The 15,339-nt window shown below is 72.5% G+C and carries 13 protein-coding genes; 2 read left to right on the top strand and 11 right to left on the bottom strand.

Annotation, left to right across the window (positions count from 1 at the left end):
• Positions 1-36: 36 nt before the first annotated feature.
• The 11 genes from infC to JNO54_RS10710 form a co-directional block, all read right to left on the bottom strand.
• Positions 37-756: a translation initiation factor IF-3 gene (infC, locus tag JNO54_RS10660; RefSeq protein ID WP_204143883.1), complete on the bottom strand. Its 720-nt coding sequence runs from the start codon at positions 754-756 to the stop codon at positions 37-39.
• A 232-nt stretch (positions 757-988) separates the two neighbouring features.
• Positions 989-1,717 carry an SseB family protein gene (locus JNO54_RS10665; protein ID WP_204143884.1) on the bottom strand — a complete coding sequence of 243 codons (729 nt, stop codon included), beginning with the start codon at positions 1,715-1,717 and terminating at the stop codon, positions 989-991.
• Entirely contained in the window at positions 1,714-2,475 is a 762-nt protein-coding gene (gene priA / locus JNO54_RS10670) for a bifunctional 1-(5-phosphoribosyl)-5-((5-phosphoribosylamino)methylideneamino)imidazole-4-carboxamide isomerase/phosphoribosylanthranilate isomerase PriA (RefSeq protein ID WP_204143885.1), read from the bottom strand. Before priA ends, JNO54_RS10665 begins: the two co-directional genes overlap by 4 nt.
• On the bottom strand, positions 2,472-3,101 hold the full coding sequence (gene hisH, locus JNO54_RS10675) for an imidazole glycerol phosphate synthase subunit HisH (RefSeq protein WP_204143886.1): 630 nt from the start codon (positions 3,099-3,101) through the stop codon (positions 2,472-2,474). Before hisH ends, priA begins: the two co-directional genes overlap by 4 nt.
• On the bottom strand, positions 3,098-3,658 hold the full coding sequence (locus JNO54_RS10680; RefSeq protein ID WP_204143887.1) for a hypothetical protein: 561 nt from the start codon (positions 3,656-3,658) through the stop codon (positions 3,098-3,100). Before JNO54_RS10680 ends, hisH begins: the two co-directional genes overlap by 4 nt.
• Positions 3,659-3,668: 10 nt before the next feature.
• A complete protein-coding gene (hisB, locus tag JNO54_RS10685; RefSeq protein WP_204143888.1) occupies positions 3,669-4,301 on the bottom strand; it encodes an imidazoleglycerol-phosphate dehydratase HisB in 633 nt (210 codons plus the stop codon).
• Positions 4,298-5,479: a histidinol-phosphate transaminase gene (locus JNO54_RS10690; RefSeq protein ID WP_204143889.1), complete on the bottom strand. Its 1,182-nt coding sequence runs from the start codon at positions 5,477-5,479 to the stop codon at positions 4,298-4,300. The genes hisB and JNO54_RS10690 overlap by 4 nt, the downstream gene beginning before the upstream one ends.
• Positions 5,476-6,834, bottom strand: coding sequence for a histidinol dehydrogenase (gene hisD / locus JNO54_RS10695; RefSeq protein WP_204143890.1), 1,359 nt, complete (start codon positions 6,832-6,834; stop codon positions 5,476-5,478). The genes JNO54_RS10690 and hisD overlap by 4 nt, the downstream gene beginning before the upstream one ends.
• Before the next feature lie 65 nt (positions 6,835-6,899).
• Positions 6,900-9,881 (bottom strand): bifunctional [glutamine synthetase] adenylyltransferase/[glutamine synthetase]-adenylyl-L-tyrosine phosphorylase, encoded by a 2,982-nt coding sequence (locus JNO54_RS10700; RefSeq protein WP_204143891.1) that lies wholly within the window; start codon positions 9,879-9,881, stop codon positions 6,900-6,902.
• Positions 9,881-11,215, bottom strand: a complete 1,335-nt coding sequence (locus JNO54_RS10705) for a glutamine synthetase family protein (protein ID WP_204143892.1) — start codon at positions 11,213-11,215, stop codon at positions 9,881-9,883. The genes JNO54_RS10700 and JNO54_RS10705 overlap by 1 nt, the downstream gene beginning before the upstream one ends.
• An 89-nt stretch (positions 11,216-11,304) precedes the next feature.
• Positions 11,305-13,629: an immune inhibitor A domain-containing protein gene (locus JNO54_RS10710; protein ID WP_204143893.1), complete on the bottom strand. Its 2,325-nt coding sequence runs from the start codon at positions 13,627-13,629 to the stop codon at positions 11,305-11,307.
• Positions 13,630-13,804: 175 nt separating this feature from the next.
• Here JNO54_RS10710 and panB point away from each other — a divergent pair, with 175 nt between their 5' ends.
• Together panB and JNO54_RS10720 are read left to right on the top strand one after the other, a co-directional pair.
• Positions 13,805-14,692, top strand: coding sequence for a 3-methyl-2-oxobutanoate hydroxymethyltransferase (gene panB / locus JNO54_RS10715; protein ID WP_204143894.1), 888 nt, complete (start codon positions 13,805-13,807; stop codon positions 14,690-14,692).
• A gap of 1 nt (position 14,693) precedes the next feature.
• Positions 14,694-15,320 carry a class I SAM-dependent methyltransferase gene (locus JNO54_RS10720; protein ID WP_204143895.1) on the top strand — a complete coding sequence of 209 codons (627 nt, stop codon included), beginning with the start codon at positions 14,694-14,696 and terminating at the stop codon, positions 15,318-15,320.
• Positions 15,321-15,339 lie beyond the last annotated feature (19 nt).

Genomic DNA, 15,339 nt, shown 5'->3' on the forward strand with positions numbered 1-15,339 from the left:
CTCTGCTGGTTCGTGGTCGACCCGGGTGGGTCGAGGTCAGGCCTGGGTCTCGACGGCCTGCTCGGCCGGCTGCTCCGTGGTCTCGGCAGCGGGGGCCTCGGCGGCGGGGGCCTCGGCCTCCTGCTGCGCCTCGGCCTTGACCTGTGCGTCCTGGTCCTTGCGACGACGCTCCGCGGCCTTGGCCTCGGACTTCTTCTTCGTCGGGCCGAGGACCATGATCATGTTGCGGCCGTCCTGCTTCGGCGCCGACTCGACGAAGCCGAGCTCGGCGACGTCCTCGGCGAGGCGCTGCAGGAGCCGGAAGCCGAGCTCCGGGCGCGACTGCTCGCGGCCGCGGAACATGATCGTCACCTTGACCTTGTCGCCGGCCGAGAGGAAGCGCTCGACGTGGCCCTTCTTGGTGCCGTAGTCGTGCGCGTCGATCTTCGGTCGGAGCTTGATCTCCTTGATGATCGTGTTGACCTGGTTCTTGCGCGCTTCGCGCGCCTTCATGGCCGCTTCGTACTTGTACTTGCCGAAGTCCATGAGCTTGGCCACGGGGGGCTTGGCCATCGGGGCCACCTCGACGAGGTCGAGGTCGGCCTCGGCTGCCAGCCGGAGCGCGTCCTCGACGCGGACGATCCCGACCTGCTCCCCGTTGGGGCCGACAAGCCGCACCTCGGGGACTCGGATGCGGTCGTTGATGCGAGGCTCGCTGATGTGAAGCTCCTTCGGTCGTTCATTCTCGGGCCGACATGGCGAAGGGCCCCTCGCCATGCGAAGAGCCCACCGGAGAACGCGAACGCCAGAGCACGTCGCCCACGAGGGACGAGGTGACCAGGACGGTCACGACCTGAGAACCCGGACGGTCGGTACTGCATCGCCGACACGGGTGGAAGCGGTGAGGCTCCTCTTGCGCTGCGCTCGGGACGCAGCCGGTCGGCAGCAACAGTAGCAGCGGCGTGCCCGCCGCCACCAATCGAGGTCGGTGCAGCCGCCGTCGCACCCGTCAGCGCACGCGGAAGGTCAGTGCGTCGATCCGCGCCCGCAGCTCCCCGTCGCCGGCCAGCCGCTCGCCCACCCGTTGCACGACCGACTGGAGCTGCTCCTGGCCCAGGCCGGGCACGATCTCGAGCTCGACGACGAGCTCGCCGGCCTCGGTGCCCGCCGCCACCCCGTGGCCGGTGACCTCGTCGATGCCGGCGACGGCACCGTCGAGCGCCTGGGCGACGAAGGGGTCCTCGTGCGGGGGCAGCCACGGCTGACGCTGGACGAGCGCCCAGAGCATGCTGGGCCGGACCTCGACGGCGTGCTCGCTCGCGCAGTCGAGGACGATGAGGTGCGCCTGCTCGCTGATGGCCGCCTCGGCGGCCCGCTCTGCCGTCACCGGGACCGGCCGCAGCGAGGCGTCGAAGGCCGCGAGGTCCTCCATCGAGGAGAAGGCCGGCAGCGCCGTCCGCCCGTCGGGGTTGTCGAGCAGGACGACCGCCATGTCGGTCTCCTTCTCGGCGGTCAGCCCGGCCACCCCTTCGCCGGTCTCGGCCGCGACCGCGGCCACCGGGACGAGCAGCCGGGTGCCCCGCAGGGCCTCGACGAGCTCGCGGTCGCCGCCGTCGGCCAGGGCCCGGGTCAGGGCCTGGGGCCGGCTGCCGTCATCACCCTCGAAGCCGCCGTGCGGCAGGGTGCGCCCTCCCCACGGGACGCCCGCGGAGTCGGTCGGGCCGCCGGGGGCGGTCACTGGGGGCCGGCCGCGTCGATGGCATCGGCGAGGGTGAGCGTGCCCTGGTAGAGGGCAGAGCCGATGATCGCGCCCTCGACGCCCTCGGGGACGAGCTCGCGCAGGGCGACGACGTCGTCACGCGTGGTGACCCCGCCCGAGGCCACGACGGGCCGGTCGGTGGCGGCGCACACGTCGCGCAGCAGCTGGAGGTTCGGCCCCTGGAGCATGCCGTCCTTGGCGACGTCGGTGACGACGTAGCGGGCGCAGCCCTCGGAGTCGAGGCGCGCGAGGGTCTCCCACAGGTCTCCGCCCTCGCTCGTCCACCCGCGGGCCGCCAGCGTCGTGCCGCGGACGTCGAGCCCGACGGCGATCCGGTCGCCGTGCTCAGCGATGGCCCGGGCCGTCCACTCGGGGTGCTCGAGCGCCGCGGTGCCGAGGTTGACCCGTCGGCAGCCGGCGGCCAGGGCGCGCTGCAGGCTCTCCTCGTCGCGGATGCCGCCGCTCATCTCGACGTCGATGTCGAGCCGGCCGACGATCTCGGCGAGGAGCTCGGCGTTGCTCCCCCGCCCGAAGGCGGCGTCGAGGTCGACGAGGTGCAGCCACCGCGAGCCCTGCTCCTGCCAGGCCAGCGCGGCCTCGACGGGGTCGCCGAACTGCCCCCCGGAGCCGGCGATCCCCTGGACGAGCTGGACGGCCCGCCCCTCGGAGACGTCGACGGCCGGCAGCAGCTCGAGCGAGGGCGCGCCGGTCTCGGCGGTGGTGTCGGTCGTGGTCACAGTGAGCTCACCCAGTTCTTCAGGAGGTGCAGTCCCGCGTCCCCGGACTTCTCGGGGTGGAACTGCGTGGCGGACAACGGGCCGTCCTCGACGGCCGCGACGAAGGGGTGACCGTGCTCGGCCGTCGTGACGACGGGCGGTCCGGGCGCGGCACAGAGCGCCGCGACGTCGGTCGCGGCGTAGGAGTGGACGAAGTAGAAGCGCTCGCCGTCGAGTCCCTCCAGCAGCGCGCTGCCGGCGCCCGCGGCGACGGGGGTCCAGCCCATGTGCGGGACGACCTCTGCGTCGATGCGGTGCACCGAGCCGGGCCAGACCGACAGCCCGCCGAGCGGGGTGGCAGCGGGCTCGTCGCTGCCCTCGAAGAGCACCTGCATCCCGACGCAGATCCCGAGGACCGGGGCCTGGCGGGTGCGACGGCGAGCGATCACCCCTTCGCCCCCGGCCGCGAGGAGCCCCGCGATGCAGGCGTGGAAGTTCCCGACGCCAGGGACGAGCAGGCCGGCCGCGGCCTCGGCACGGTCGAGGTCGAAGGTCAGCTCGACCGCGGCCCCGACGTGCTCGAGGGCGCGGACGACGGAGCGGACGTTGCCGCTGCCGTAGTCGAGGACGACGACATCGGGCTTCATGGGCGACCATCCTCGACGACTCGGGCGAACGCGGTGAGAGAGCGGGCGTCTGGCTCGACGACGGGGCCGGGCGGGTGCTCACCGCGGACGACGTCGGCCCCCGGCAGCCGCAGGGTCTCGAGCAGGGTGGCGAGCCACTCGTGGGCCGGGAGGGTGCGCTCTTCGAGGAGGTCGGTGACCTCGCGGGAGCCGACACCGGGGGCGAAGGGGGTGAGGTCCCCCGGTCTCAGGTGCGGCAGGCTGGTCCGGGCGACGGGCCCGGTGCGGGGGCGGACCGTCCAGCGCCGGATGGTGCGCCAGCCCGACGCCTGGGTCACGACGACCGCCCGGTCACCGACGACACCGACCCCGATGGACGGTGCGGAGCGTGGGCCGACCGGCCGGGCGAGCAGGACGGTCGTCGGGTCGTCGTACGGCTCGGCGGCGGCGGCGCGTCCGTCCGCGCTCGTCACGAGCGTCCACCCCTGCTCCTCGGCGACGTGGCACGCGACGACGCCGCGCCGGACCCACGTCATCGCTGACGCGGCCGGGACGGGGACGAGGACGAGGGCGGTCACGCGGCCAGGCTTACAGCGCGCCCTTGGCGCTCGGGATGCCGACGACGCGGGGGTCCTGGGCCACGGCCGCGCGCAGGGCGCGGGCGACGGCCTTGAACTGAGCCTCGACGATGTGGTGCGGGTCGCGGCCCGAGAGGACGCGTACGTGCAGGGCGATGCCCGCGTGGTGCGCGAGCGACTCGAAGACGTGCCGGGTCAGCGACCCGACGTAGCTGCCGCCGATGATGACGTACTCCTGCCCGGCGGGCTCGCCGGTGTGGACCACGTAGGGGCGCCCCGCGACGTCGACGACCGCGTGGACGAGCGCCTCGTCGAGCGGCACGGTGGCGTCGCCGAAACGAGAGATGCCGGACTTGTCACCGAGCGCCTCGCGCAGCGCGTCGCCGAGGCAGATCGCGACGTCCTCGACCGTGTGGTGGGCGTCGACGTCGATGTCGCCGGTCGCCCGGACGTCGATGTCGATGAGGCTGTGCTTCGCCAGCGAGTGGAGCATGTGGTCGTAGAAGCGCACGCCCGTCTCGACCGAGCTGCGCCCGGTGCCGTCGAGGTTGATCGTCAGCTCGATCGAGCTCTCCGAGGTCGCCCGGCGGATGGTCGCGGTCCGGCCGGTCGCCGCGGCGCTCGTCTGCTCGCTCGTGGTCACGTCGTGGCTCCTTGTCGTGGTGCGGTGCTGCGGTGGGGCTGGCTCTGGAGGTGCTCGGGGAGCAGCTCGGCCATGGCGGTGAGGAAGGCGGTGGCCTCCTCCGGCGTGCCGGCGGTGACGCGGAGGTGGTGCGGGATCCCGACGTCGCGGACGAGGATGCCCGCTTCGAGGAGAGCCTGCCAGGTCGTGGGCGCGTCGGCGAGGCCCCCGAAGAGGACGAAGTTCGCGTCGCTGGGGACCGGGCGCAGCCCCATGGCAGCGAGCTCTGTGACGAGCCGGTCGCGTTGCCCCTTGATCGCTTCGACCGTGGAGAGCAGCTGCTCGGCGTGCGCGAGAGAGACCTCGGCGATCGTCTGGGTCGGCGTGGAGAGGTGGTAGGGCAGCCGGACGAGACGGAGCGCGTCGACGAGCGCCGGGTGCGCGGCGAGGTAGCCGAGGCGCGCGCCGGCGAGGGTGAAGGCCTTGCTCATCGTCCGGGTGACGACGAGACGCTCGTGGTCCTCGAGGAGCTCGAGCGCACTTGGTGTGCCCGGTCGGGCGAACTCCGCGTAGGCCTCGTCGACGACGACGATCGCGCGGGGCGCGGCGGCGAGCACGGCCTCGATCGACTCGAAGGGCAGGGCCGTGCCGGTCGGGTTGTTCGGCGAGCACAGGAAGACGAGGTCCGGGTCGGCCGCCCGGGCCTGCTCGACGGCCGAGCCGATCTCGAGGTCGAAGGTCTGCGCGTCGCGCTGCCCGTCGACCCAGCGGGTGCCGAGGGTCTCGACGATGATCGGGTGCATCGAGTAGGCGGGGGTGAAGCCGAGCGCGGTGCGCCCCTGCCCCCCGAAGGCCTGAACGAGGTGCTGGAGCACCTCGTTGCTGCCGTTGCCGGCCCACAGCTGCTCGGGTCGCAGGCTCACCCCTGACTGGAGCGCGAGGTAGTCGACGAGGGCCTGGCGCAGCCCGGTGAACTCGCGGTCTGGGTAGCGGTTGAGCCCGACGAGGTCGCGGCCGAGCCGGTCGAGGACGTCGGCGACGACCTCGGGGGGCACGGGGTAGCTGCTCTCGTTGGTGTTGAGCTGGACGGCGACGTCGAGCTGGGGGGCCCCGTAGGCGGTGCGTCCTCGCAGGTCGGGGCGAAGGGCGGCGCGCACCTGCTCGCCGTCGGCCAGCGGCGCGCGCTCGTCGGCCGTCATGACGCACCCTCGCCGGTGCGCGCGGTGACCGCCTCGCCGTGGGCCGGGAGGTCCTCGGCCTGCGCGAGCGTGACGACGTGCGGACCGATCTCGGCGAGCGCGGCCTCGTCGTACTCCACGACGTGGATGCCGCGCAGGAAGGACTGCACGGACAGCCCGCTGCTGTGGCACGCGCACCCACCGGTGGGCAGGACGTGGTTGCTGCCGGCGGCGTAGTCGCCGAGCGAGACCGGGCTGTAGGGCCCGACGAAGATCGCGCCGGCGTTGCGCACCCGCGCGGCGACGCCGGGGGCGTCCTCGGTGATGACCTCGAGGTGCTCGGCCGCGTACGCGTTGACGACCGCCAGCCCCGCGTCGACGTCGTCGACGAGGACGGTGCCCGACTGCGGTCCGGTGAGCGCCGTGACGACCCGCTCCGAGTGCTTGGTCGCGGCCGCGCGGCGGGCGACCGCGGCATCGACGGCCTCGGCGAGCTCGACGCTGTCGGTGACGAGCACGGAGGCGGCGAGCGGGTCGTGCTCGGCCTGGCTGATGAGGTCGGCGGCGACGAGGTCGGGGTCGGCGCTCGCGTCGGCGAGCACGGCGATCTCGGTCGGCCCGGCCTCGGCGTCGATCCCGATGAGCCCCTTGAGCTTGCGCTTGGCGGCGGCGACGAAGACGTTGCCCGGGCCGGTGACGAGGCTGACCGGCTCGCAGCGGGGGGTCTCGCCCTCGCCGGTCGCCGCGGTCGTGTCGTCGAAGCCGTGGGCGAAGGCGGCGACCGCCTGGGCCCCGCCCATCGCGTAGACCTCGTCGACACCGAGGAGCGCGCACGCCGCGAGGATGGTCGGGTGCGGGTAGCCCGCGAGCTCACCCTGGTTCTCCCGCTGCGGAGGGCTGGCGACGGCGAGCGAGCCGACCCCGGCGATCTGGGCCGGGACGACGTTCATGACGACGGAGGACGGGTAGACGGCCAGGCCGCCGGGCACGTAGAGGCCCACCCGGTCCACGGGCACCCAACGCTCGGTGACGGTGCCGCCGCGGGTCACCTGGGTCGTCCGGTCGGTCCGGGTCTGGTCCGCGTGGACGAGCCGCGCCCGCTCGATCGAGATCTCCAGGGCGCGCCGGACGTCCGGGTCGAGCTGGTCGAGGGCCAGCGTCAGGACCTCGGCCGGCACCCGGAGCCGGGTGGGCCGCACGCCGTCGAAGCGCTCGGCGAGGTCGAGCAGCGCCTCGGCACCACGCTCGGCGACGTCGTCGATGATCGGCGTGACGGCGTGGAGGGCGGCCTCCACGTCGTACTCGGCGCGCGGCAGGGCGGCACGGAGCTCGGTCACCGACAGGGCGGTGCCACGCAGGTCAGTCGTCGAGAGCATGCCCTCATCCTAGGTTTCCCAGCCGCTCCCCCTTCGCCTGGTCTCACCGCGCGACGGGGTGCCGCTCAGCTCTCCCCATAGAAGACGCGGTCGGTGACCGCCCGCGCGTGGCGGGCGGCCCGCCGGTAGGACTCCGCGAGGGCGTTGCCCGACAGGGGCGGCAGGCCGACGATCCGGCCGACGCCGTCGGCCTCTCGGAGGTTGGAGGGCACCGAGTCGACGGGTCGGCCCCGCAGCAGCATGCCGGCGTTGCGCAGGCGGGACGCGAGCGACCAGGCGCGCCGCATCTCGTCGGCGTCCCCGGCGTCGAGCAGGCCCGCCTCGACCGCCGCGGCGATGGCCGGGAGGGTCTCGGTGGTCCGCAGGCCCGGCACGGCGTGAGCGTGCTGCATCTGGATGAGCTGGATCGTCCACTCGACGTCGGAGAGGCCGCCGTAGCCGAGCTTGAAGTGCGTCCGGCGGTCCGCGCCGCGCGGCAGCCGCTCGCCCTCCATCCGGGCCTTGAGCCGACGGATCTGGCGGACGGCGTCGAGGCTCAGCCCGTCCTCCGGCCACCGGAGAGGGTCGATGAGGGCGACGAAGCGCTCCCCGAGGCCCGGGTCGCCCGCCGCCGGTGCGGCTCGGAGCAGCGCCTGGGCCTCCCAGGTCTCGGACCACCGGTCGTAGTACGCCCGGTAGGAGGCCAGGCTGCGGACGAGGGGTCCCGCCTTGCCCTCGGGTCGCAGGTCGGCGTCCAGCCCGAGCGGCGGGTCCGACCCGGGGGTACCGAGCAGGGTGCGCAGCCGGGTGATGACGGCGGTCGCCGCCTCCTGGGCCGCCTGCTCCTCCACCCCGTCGTGCGGGTCGTGGACGAAGAGGACGTCGGCGTCGCTCGCGTAGCCGACCTCACGGCCCCCGAGCCGGCCCATGCCGACGATGAGCAGGTCCGTGCCGATCTCGCGCCCCAGCTCGGCCTCGACGGCGGGGACGATCACGCCGAGGGTGGCGTCGAGGGTCGCGCCGGTGAGGTCGGTGAGCGCCTCGCCGACGTCGTCGAGCGTGATCTGCTCGGTGAGGTCGGCGACGGCCACCCGGAAGAACTCGGCCCGACGGATCGCCCGGATCGAGGCGACCGCGGCCTCCGGGTCGTCCCGGCGCCCGGCGGCCGCACGCATGCGACGCAGGATGTCCTCACGGGAGCGGGGCACGAGCCCCGCGCTGTCGCCGAGCATCTGCACGGCCTCCGGGCTCGCGATGAGCAGCTCGGAGGCGAAGCGGCTCGCCGCGAGGACCTTGGCGAGGGTGCGCGCGGCGTTGCCCTCGTCGCGGAGCAGCCGCAGGTACCAGTGGGTCGTACCGAGCGCCTCGCTCACCTTGCGGAAGCCGAGCAGGCCCGCGTCCGGGTCGGCCTCGTCGGCGAACCAGCCGAGCATCACGGGGAGCAGCTGGCGCTGGATCGAGGCGGTGCGTGAGACCCCGCCCGTGAGCGCCTCGAGGTGACGCAGGGCGCCGGCCGGGTCGCGGTAGCCGAGCGCGGCCAGACGCTCCTTGGCCGCCTCGGGCGAGAGCCGCACCTCGTCGGTCGAGAGGCGCGCGACCGCGGAGAGCAGCGGGCGGTAGAAGAGGCGCTCGTGCAGCCGGCGGACCTCGAGCGACATCTCGGACCGCAGCTGCTGCACGGACTTCTCCGGCTCGGAGAAGAGCCGCAGACCACGGCCGAGGTGGCGCAGCTCGGCCGATGCCGTCGGCATGAGGTGGGTCCGGCGCATGCGTCGGAGCTGGATCCGGTGCTCGAGGGTCCGCAGCGTGCGGTAGGCGCGGTCGAGCGTCGCCGCGTCCTCGCGGGCCACGTAGCCACCCGCGGACAGTGCGGCGAGCGCCTCGAGCGTCGTCGCGGACCGCAGCGTGTCGTCGGTGCGACCGTGGACCAGCTGGAGCAGCTGGACGCTGAACTCGACGTCGCGCAGCCCGCCGGGACCCAGCTTGAGCTGGCGCTTCGCCTCGGCTGCGGGGATGTGGTCCTCGACGCGTCGGCGCATCGCCTGGACGTCGTCGACGAAGTCCTCGCGGGAGGCGGCCTGCCAGACGAAGGGGCGGATCGCATCGAGGTAGGCCCGCCCGACCTCGGGGTCACCGGCCATGGGACGTGCCTTGAGGAGGGCCTGGAACTCCCACGTCTTGGCCCAGCGCTCGTAGTAGGTGCGGTGGCTGGCGACCGTGCGGACGACCTGTCCCTGCTTGCCCTCGGGCCGCAGCGCGGCGTCGACCTCCCAGAGCGACCCGTGGCCGGTGGCCTGGCTGCAGACGGCCATGAGGCGGGTCGCGAGCCGGGTGGCCACGGCCATCGCCTCCACCTCGTCGGCGCCCTCGGCCGGCTCGGCGACGAAGATGACGTCGACGTCGGAGATGTAGTTGAGCTCGCGACCGCCGCTCTTGCCCATCCCGATGACGCTGAGCCGGGCGGCGGACGCGTCGGGTCCGAGCTCGTCCTGCGCGATGACGAGGGCGGCCTCGAGCGCGGCGCCGGCGAGGTCGGCCAGCGCGGCCGCCGTCGTCGGCAGCAGCTCGATGGGGTCCTCGGCGGTGACGTCGAGGGCGGCGATGCCCACGAGCTGGCGTCGGTACTCGACGCGCAGCGCGTCCTGCGGCTCGAGGCCACCCGGGTCGTGGACGGCCGCGATGAGCCGCTCCGAGCGTGCCTCCGGTGCGAGGTGCTCGGCCTCGAGCGCGGCCCGCCAGTGCGCCGGGTGGGCGACGAGGTGGTCGGTCAGGGCGCTCGACGCGCCGAGCACGCCGAGCAGCCGCTGCCGCGCTCGCTCGCCCTCGCACAGCGCCGACGTCAGCTCCTCGACGACGGTCCCCACGTGGCCGGCTGCCTCGGCGAGGCGGACGAGGCCGAGGAGCGCCCCGTCGGGATCAGCGGTGCGTCCCAGCGCGTCGAGGATCGCGTCACGGCAGAGCGTCAGCGGCTCGAGCGCGGGGTCGGCGAGCAGCTGCTCCGCCCGGGTGGCGTCGACGAGGCCGCGGCGGGCCAGGTTCGAGGGGGCGCGGCCGGCGGTGCCTGCCATCAGAGCCGGGGCAGCAGGTGCTCGAGCTCGAAGGGGGTCACCTGGTGACGGTAGTCGTCCCACTCCTGCTTCTTGTTGCGCAGGACGAAGTCGAAGACGTGCTCGCCGAGCGTCTCGGCGACGAGCTCGCTGGACTCCATCGCGTCGATGGCCTCGGAGAGCGAGGCCGGCAGCGGCTTGATCCCCATGGCCCGGCGCTCGCGGTCGGTGAGCTGCCAGACGTCGTCCTCGGTCTCGGCGGGCAGCTTGTAGCCCTCCTCGATCCCCTTGAGGCCCGCGGCGAGCATCACCGAGAAGGCGAGGTAGGGGTTGCACGCCGGGTCGATGGTGCGCAGCTCGACACGGCTGCTGTTGGCCTTGTTGGGCTTGTACATCGGCACCCGGACCATGGCGGAGCGGTTGTTGTGCCCCCAGGTGAGGTGCGCGGGCGCCTCGCCGCCGCCCCAGAGCCGCTTGTAGCTGTTGACCCACTGGTTGGTGATGAGGGTGAACTCCCGGCCGTGGGTGAGCAGGCCGGCGATGAACTGGCGACCGGTCTTGCTCAACGAGTACGGCGCGCCGGGCTCGTAGAAGGCGTTGGTGTCGCCCTCGAAGAGCGACATGTGGGTGTGCATGCCCGACCCGGGGTGGTCGGCGAAGACCTTGGGCATGAAGGTCGCGTAGACGCCCTGCTCGAGCGCCACCTCCTTGATGACCGTGCGGAAGGTCATGATGTTGTCCGCCGTCGAGAGCGCGTCGGCGTAGCGCAGGTCGATCTCGTTCTGCCCCGGCGCGCCCTCGTGGTGGCTGAACTCCACCGAGATCCCGACCTGCTCGAGCATCGTGATGGCGGCCCGGCGGAAGTCGTGGGCCGTGCCCTTCGGGACGTGGTCGAAGTAGCCGCCGTCGTCGACCGGCTCCGGCGCGTGCTTGGGGGTGCCCTGCTTGAGCAGGAAGAACTCGATCTCCGGGTGGGTGTAGAAGGAGAAGCCCATGTCCGCGGCCCGGCTCAGCGTGCGCCGCAGGACGTACCGCGCGTCGGCGAGCGCCGGGTTGCCGTCGGGCAGGGTGATGTCGCAGAACATCCGCGCGGTCCCCGGCCGCTCCCCACGCCAGGGCAGCACCTGGAAGGTCGACGGGTCGGGCTTGGCGAGCATGTCCGCCTCGTAGACGCGGGTGAAGCCCTCGATCGCGCTGCCGTCGAAGCCGATGCCCTCGGTGAAGGCACCCTCGAGCTCGGCGGGGGCGATCGCGACGGACTTCAGGGTCCCGAGGACGTCGGTGAACCAGAGCCGGACGAAGCGGATGTCCCGCTCCTCGATGGTGCGAAGGACGAACTCCTGCTGACGATCCATGGACTCATCCTGCCGTAGTCGGCGACGGGATAGACGAAGGCCCCGGAGCGTGAGCTCCGGGGCCGTCGTCGGTGGTGCTGCGACCGCGATCAGCGGCGGGGCTGGACCCGCACGTTCATCGTGTCACCGGTGCCCGAGAGCACCTGGATCTTCGTGCCCGTCCCGGCGACCTTCACCGAGCTCCACGGGTTGGCCGCGGACCAGTAACGCTCCGGGTCGGAGTCGTCGAAGGTCGGCATCGCCCGCTGCGACGGGACCGTCGTCGGGACGCCGTTGCGGTGGAAGGTCACCTTGTCGGTCCGCTCGAGGCCGAAGGTGGCGTCGAAGGGCTGACGACGGTTGCCGAGCAGCGCCCCGTCGGCGAAGGTGACCGGCTTCGGACGAGCGTCGACCGGCAGGACCTGCCCGGCGCCCGGGTGGACCCGGGTGTTGTTGTCCGAGTACTCGTTGTTGATGTACCAGACGAGCATGCCGTTCTGGTACGGGAAGCGCTCCACCCAGTCCGGCCGCGTGTTCGCGAAGCCGAAGTTGTACGGGCCCGTCTTGAGGTTCTTGTCGTAGCCCTGGTAGACGCGGTTCTCCGCGAGGTAGTAGTGCGAGACCTCTTCCTCGGTCGTGCCGCTGGAGATGGTGAAGCCCTTGGCGGTCCAGCCGTTCTCACCGGACTCCACGTCGTCGGACAGCAGCGTGGCGCCGTCCGCCGTGATCGTGATGTCGTCGATGAAGCCGCCCGCGGGAGCGAGGCCACCGTCGGTGCTGTACCGGAAGCGGACCTGGATGGCCTGACCGGCGAAGGGGGTGAGGTCGCGGGTCTCCTGGGTCCAGGAGCCGAGCTCGCCACCGGTGATCGGGTCACCGAGCTGGGTCCAGTTGGCACCACCGTCGGTGCTGGCCTCGATCCAGAGGTTGTCGTACTCCGCCTCGATCTCCTTGTCGACCCAGGCCGAGATGGAGGCGCTGCTCTTGCCGGTGAGGTCCACCGCGCGGGTCAGCGTGTTGTTGAGGTTGTCGCCGGAGCCGGTCCACCACTCGCTGGTGCCCGAGTGCGGGGTGTTGTACTCCGTGGTGATCGTCTTGTTCGGGAGCGTCACCGCAAGGGCCTGGGGGAGCTTCTTTTGGTCACGGTCGGCCGGGCCGAGGCCCGTCGTCGTCTTCTGGTTGCTCGCGACGACCTTGACGTCCGACCAGCCGAGCTGGAGCTTCTCCCACGCGCCCATGTAGCCGGGGCTCGTGCCGATGTCCTCCTTGCTGTGGCCGAGCCACGAGCCGGCGGACATGAGCGTCCAGAAGCCCGTGCCGTTGTCGCCGCCGGAGGTGTCGTACAGGTCCGGCAGGCCCAGGTCGTGGGCGAACTCGTGCGCGAAGACTCCGAGGCCACCGTTCTCCGGCTCCGTCGTGTAGTCACCGATCCAGATGCCGGTGTCGCCGAGCGGCACGCCGCCGAGCTTGTTGGTGCTCGGGCCGGTCTTGCCGATCTCGTTCGCGAAGGCGTACCACCGGTGCGACCAGATGGCGTCCTCGCCCTGGGCGCCGCCGCCGGCGTCCTCGCCCTCACCGGCGTGGATCGCCTGGAAGTGGTCGATGTAGCCGTCCGGCTCGTCGAAGTCGCCGTCACCGTCGTGGTCGTAGCGGTCCCAGACGTCGAACTGGCTGAGGTAGGACTTGATCTCGTCGAGGGACTTGCCCTGCGCGACCTGGTCGTCGTACCAGGCCTGGGCCGTGTCCCGGATGTAGCTCCAGTAACCCTCGGCCTCGCTCGTGCCGTCGCCCTCGACCGGGTTGTGGCCGTAGCGCGCCTCGTTGTACGGGACCTTGACCCACTCGGAGACGTCGCCCTTGACGAAGAAGCGGCCGTTGGACTGCTTGAGGTAGAAGTCGCGCATCGACTCCTTCTCCCCGAACATCAGGTCCATGTAGTGGTCGCGGTCGAAGTCGGCGCGCCACATCGTCGAGTTGTTGTCGGTCGCGTCGCCGTCCCACACGCGGTCGGGCTCGGCGATCTCGTTGTGCATCGGGCCCGGGTCGCCGCCCTGGACCGGCATGGTCTCCTCGCCGAAGTCGGTGAGGATCGTGAAGAGGTTGGCCTCGCGGTTGACGTCGTACTGGACGTACTTGTTCTTGTGCTTGCCCTTGCCCTTCTTGCCCTTGCCGGCCTTGAGCTCGATGACCCGCTTGCCGTTCTTCGTCGTCACCTCGGCGTCGCCGGAGACGAGCTTGTCGACGGCCGCCTCGCGCAGCGCACGCTGGGCGTCGCCGAGCGGGTGCGACTTGTCGTCGACCTTGGCCAGGGAGCCCGTGGGCTCGCCCTGGGGCGGTGCGGGGGTGGAGCCGGCGGTCGCCGAGGTCGGGACGAAGGCGAGGATCAGTGCGGATGTCGCGATCCCGGCCAGTGCCGTGCTGTGGCGTCTCTTCACAGGGGTGCTTCTTTCGTGTGACGTGTCGCGGCTCACGCCGCGTGGCGGTGCCCGCAGTCAACGCCCCGATCAGGCACGACGGAAGAGAGCGGACCAGACCTTGAACAAACCCTTACCTCTGCGTGGGCACTCCCTGACCATGGGCGCGGTCACCATGACCGCCTAGGCTCGGGGCATGGCGCAGACCTCCGAGACCAGCCCCACCGGCGAGAGCACCGCCCCCTACGGGACGGGCGCGGCGACCCCTTCGTCCCCCACCTCCCCCCGGCGTGTTCGGATCCCCCATCTCCAGGCGATGACCGACGCCGGTGAGCGCTGGACGATGCTCACGGCCTACGACATGTACGCCGCGGAGGTCTTCGACGAGGCCGGCGTCGAGGTGCTGCTCGTCGGCGACTCAGCCGGCAACAACGTCTACGGCTACGAGACGACGCTGCCCGTGACCGTCGACCAGATGATCCCGCTCACCCGGGCCGTCGCCACCGCCGCACGACGCGCGCTCGTGCTCGCCGACCTCCCCTTCGGCAGCTACCAGGCCTCCCCCGAGCAGGCCTACGAGACCGCGGCCCGCTTCATGAAGGAGGGGCTGGCGCACGCGGTCAAGCTCGAGGGTGGCGCCGCGATGGCGCCGACGATCGAGCGGCTCGTGCGTGGAGGCGTCCCGGTGTGCGCCCACATCGGCTTCACCCCGCAGAGCGAGCACACCCTCGGCGGCTACCGGGTGCAGGGACGCGGGGACGCCGCGAGCAAGACCCTCGCTGACGCGCACGCCGTCGAGGACGCCGGCGCCTTCGCCGTCGTCATGGAGATGGTCCCGGCGCCGGTCGCCGACCAGATCAGCGCGGAGCTGCGCATCCCCACCGTGGGCATCGGCGCCGGTCCGGGCTGCGACGCCCAGGTCCTCGTGTGGCAGGACATGGCCGGGCTGCGCGCGGGCAAGGCGCCCCGGTTCGTCAAGAAGTACGCGGACCTGCGCGGCGAGCTCTCCCGGGCCGCGAGCGAGTACGTCCGAGAGGTCAAGGACGGCTCGTTCCCCGCTGCCGAGCACTCCTTCGAGTCCTGACATGCCCGACGAGCTGCCCGAGGTCCGGACCCGCTGGTCAGAGGTGAGCGGCGGCATCGACGCCGCCAACGCCTACCAGCGTCGCTTCGACGAGCTGCTCGAGCGCGGCGTCGACATCCACGGCGAGGCGCGCTACGTCCACGCCCTCATGCCGGCGCCGATCCGCGTCCTCGACGCGGGGTGCGGCACCGGTCGCGTCGCCACCGAGCTGACCCGGCTCGGGCACGACGTCGTCGGGGTCGACGCCGACGGGGACATGATCGAGGTGGCCCGGGAGCGCGACGACGTGACCCGCTTCGTGCACGCTGACCTCTCGACGCTCGCTCTGCGGGGGCAGACCTTCGACGTCGTGCTCCTCGCGGGCAACGTCGTGCCCTTCCTCGCCGACGGCACGCTCGTCGAGACCCTCCGGCGACTGCGGGCGCACCTGACCCCCGACGGCCGGCTCGTCGCCGGGTGGTCCTTGCCCGGGCACGAGCCGGAGGGGGCCGCCCGGGTGCCGGTGGAGGCCTTCGACCGGGCCGCCTTCGGGGCCGGGCTCTCCCTCGTCCGTCGCGAGGCGGGCTGGGACGGCGAGCGCTGGCCGGGTGACGGCTCCTACTGCCTCGCGGTGCTGCGACCCAGCTGAGGTCCCTCCCGGTGAGGGC

It is taken from the genome of Janibacter endophyticus (assembly GCF_016888335.1).
GTDB classification, from domain to species: Bacteria; Actinomycetota; Actinomycetes; order Actinomycetales; family Dermatophilaceae; genus Marihabitans; species Marihabitans endophyticum.

Bases quoted from the DNA above. Each gene is read 5' to 3' on its own strand.
- infC (WP_204143883.1), bottom strand. From the start codon at position 756: ATGGCGAGGGGCCCTTCGCCATGTCGGCCCGAGAATGAACGACCGAAG.
- hisH (WP_204143886.1), bottom strand. From the start codon at position 3,101: ATGAAGCCCGATGTCGTCGTCCTCGACTACGGCAGCGGCAACGTCCGC.
- JNO54_RS10690 (WP_204143889.1), bottom strand. From the start codon at position 5,479: ATGACGGCCGACGAGCGCGCGCCGCTGGCCGACGGCGAGCAGGTGCGC.
- hisD (WP_204143890.1), bottom strand. From the start codon at position 6,834: ATGCTCTCGACGACTGACCTGCGTGGCACCGCCCTGTCGGTGACCGAG.
- JNO54_RS10700 (WP_204143891.1), bottom strand. From the start codon at position 9,881: ATGGCAGGCACCGCCGGCCGCGCCCCCTCGAACCTGGCCCGCCGCGGC.
- JNO54_RS10705 (WP_204143892.1), bottom strand. From the start codon at position 11,215: ATGGATCGTCAGCAGGAGTTCGTCCTTCGCACCATCGAGGAGCGGGAC.
- panB (WP_204143894.1), top strand. From the start codon at position 13,805: ATGGCGCAGACCTCCGAGACCAGCCCCACCGGCGAGAGCACCGCCCCC.
- JNO54_RS10720 (WP_204143895.1), top strand. From the start codon at position 14,694: ATGCCCGACGAGCTGCCCGAGGTCCGGACCCGCTGGTCAGAGGTGAGC.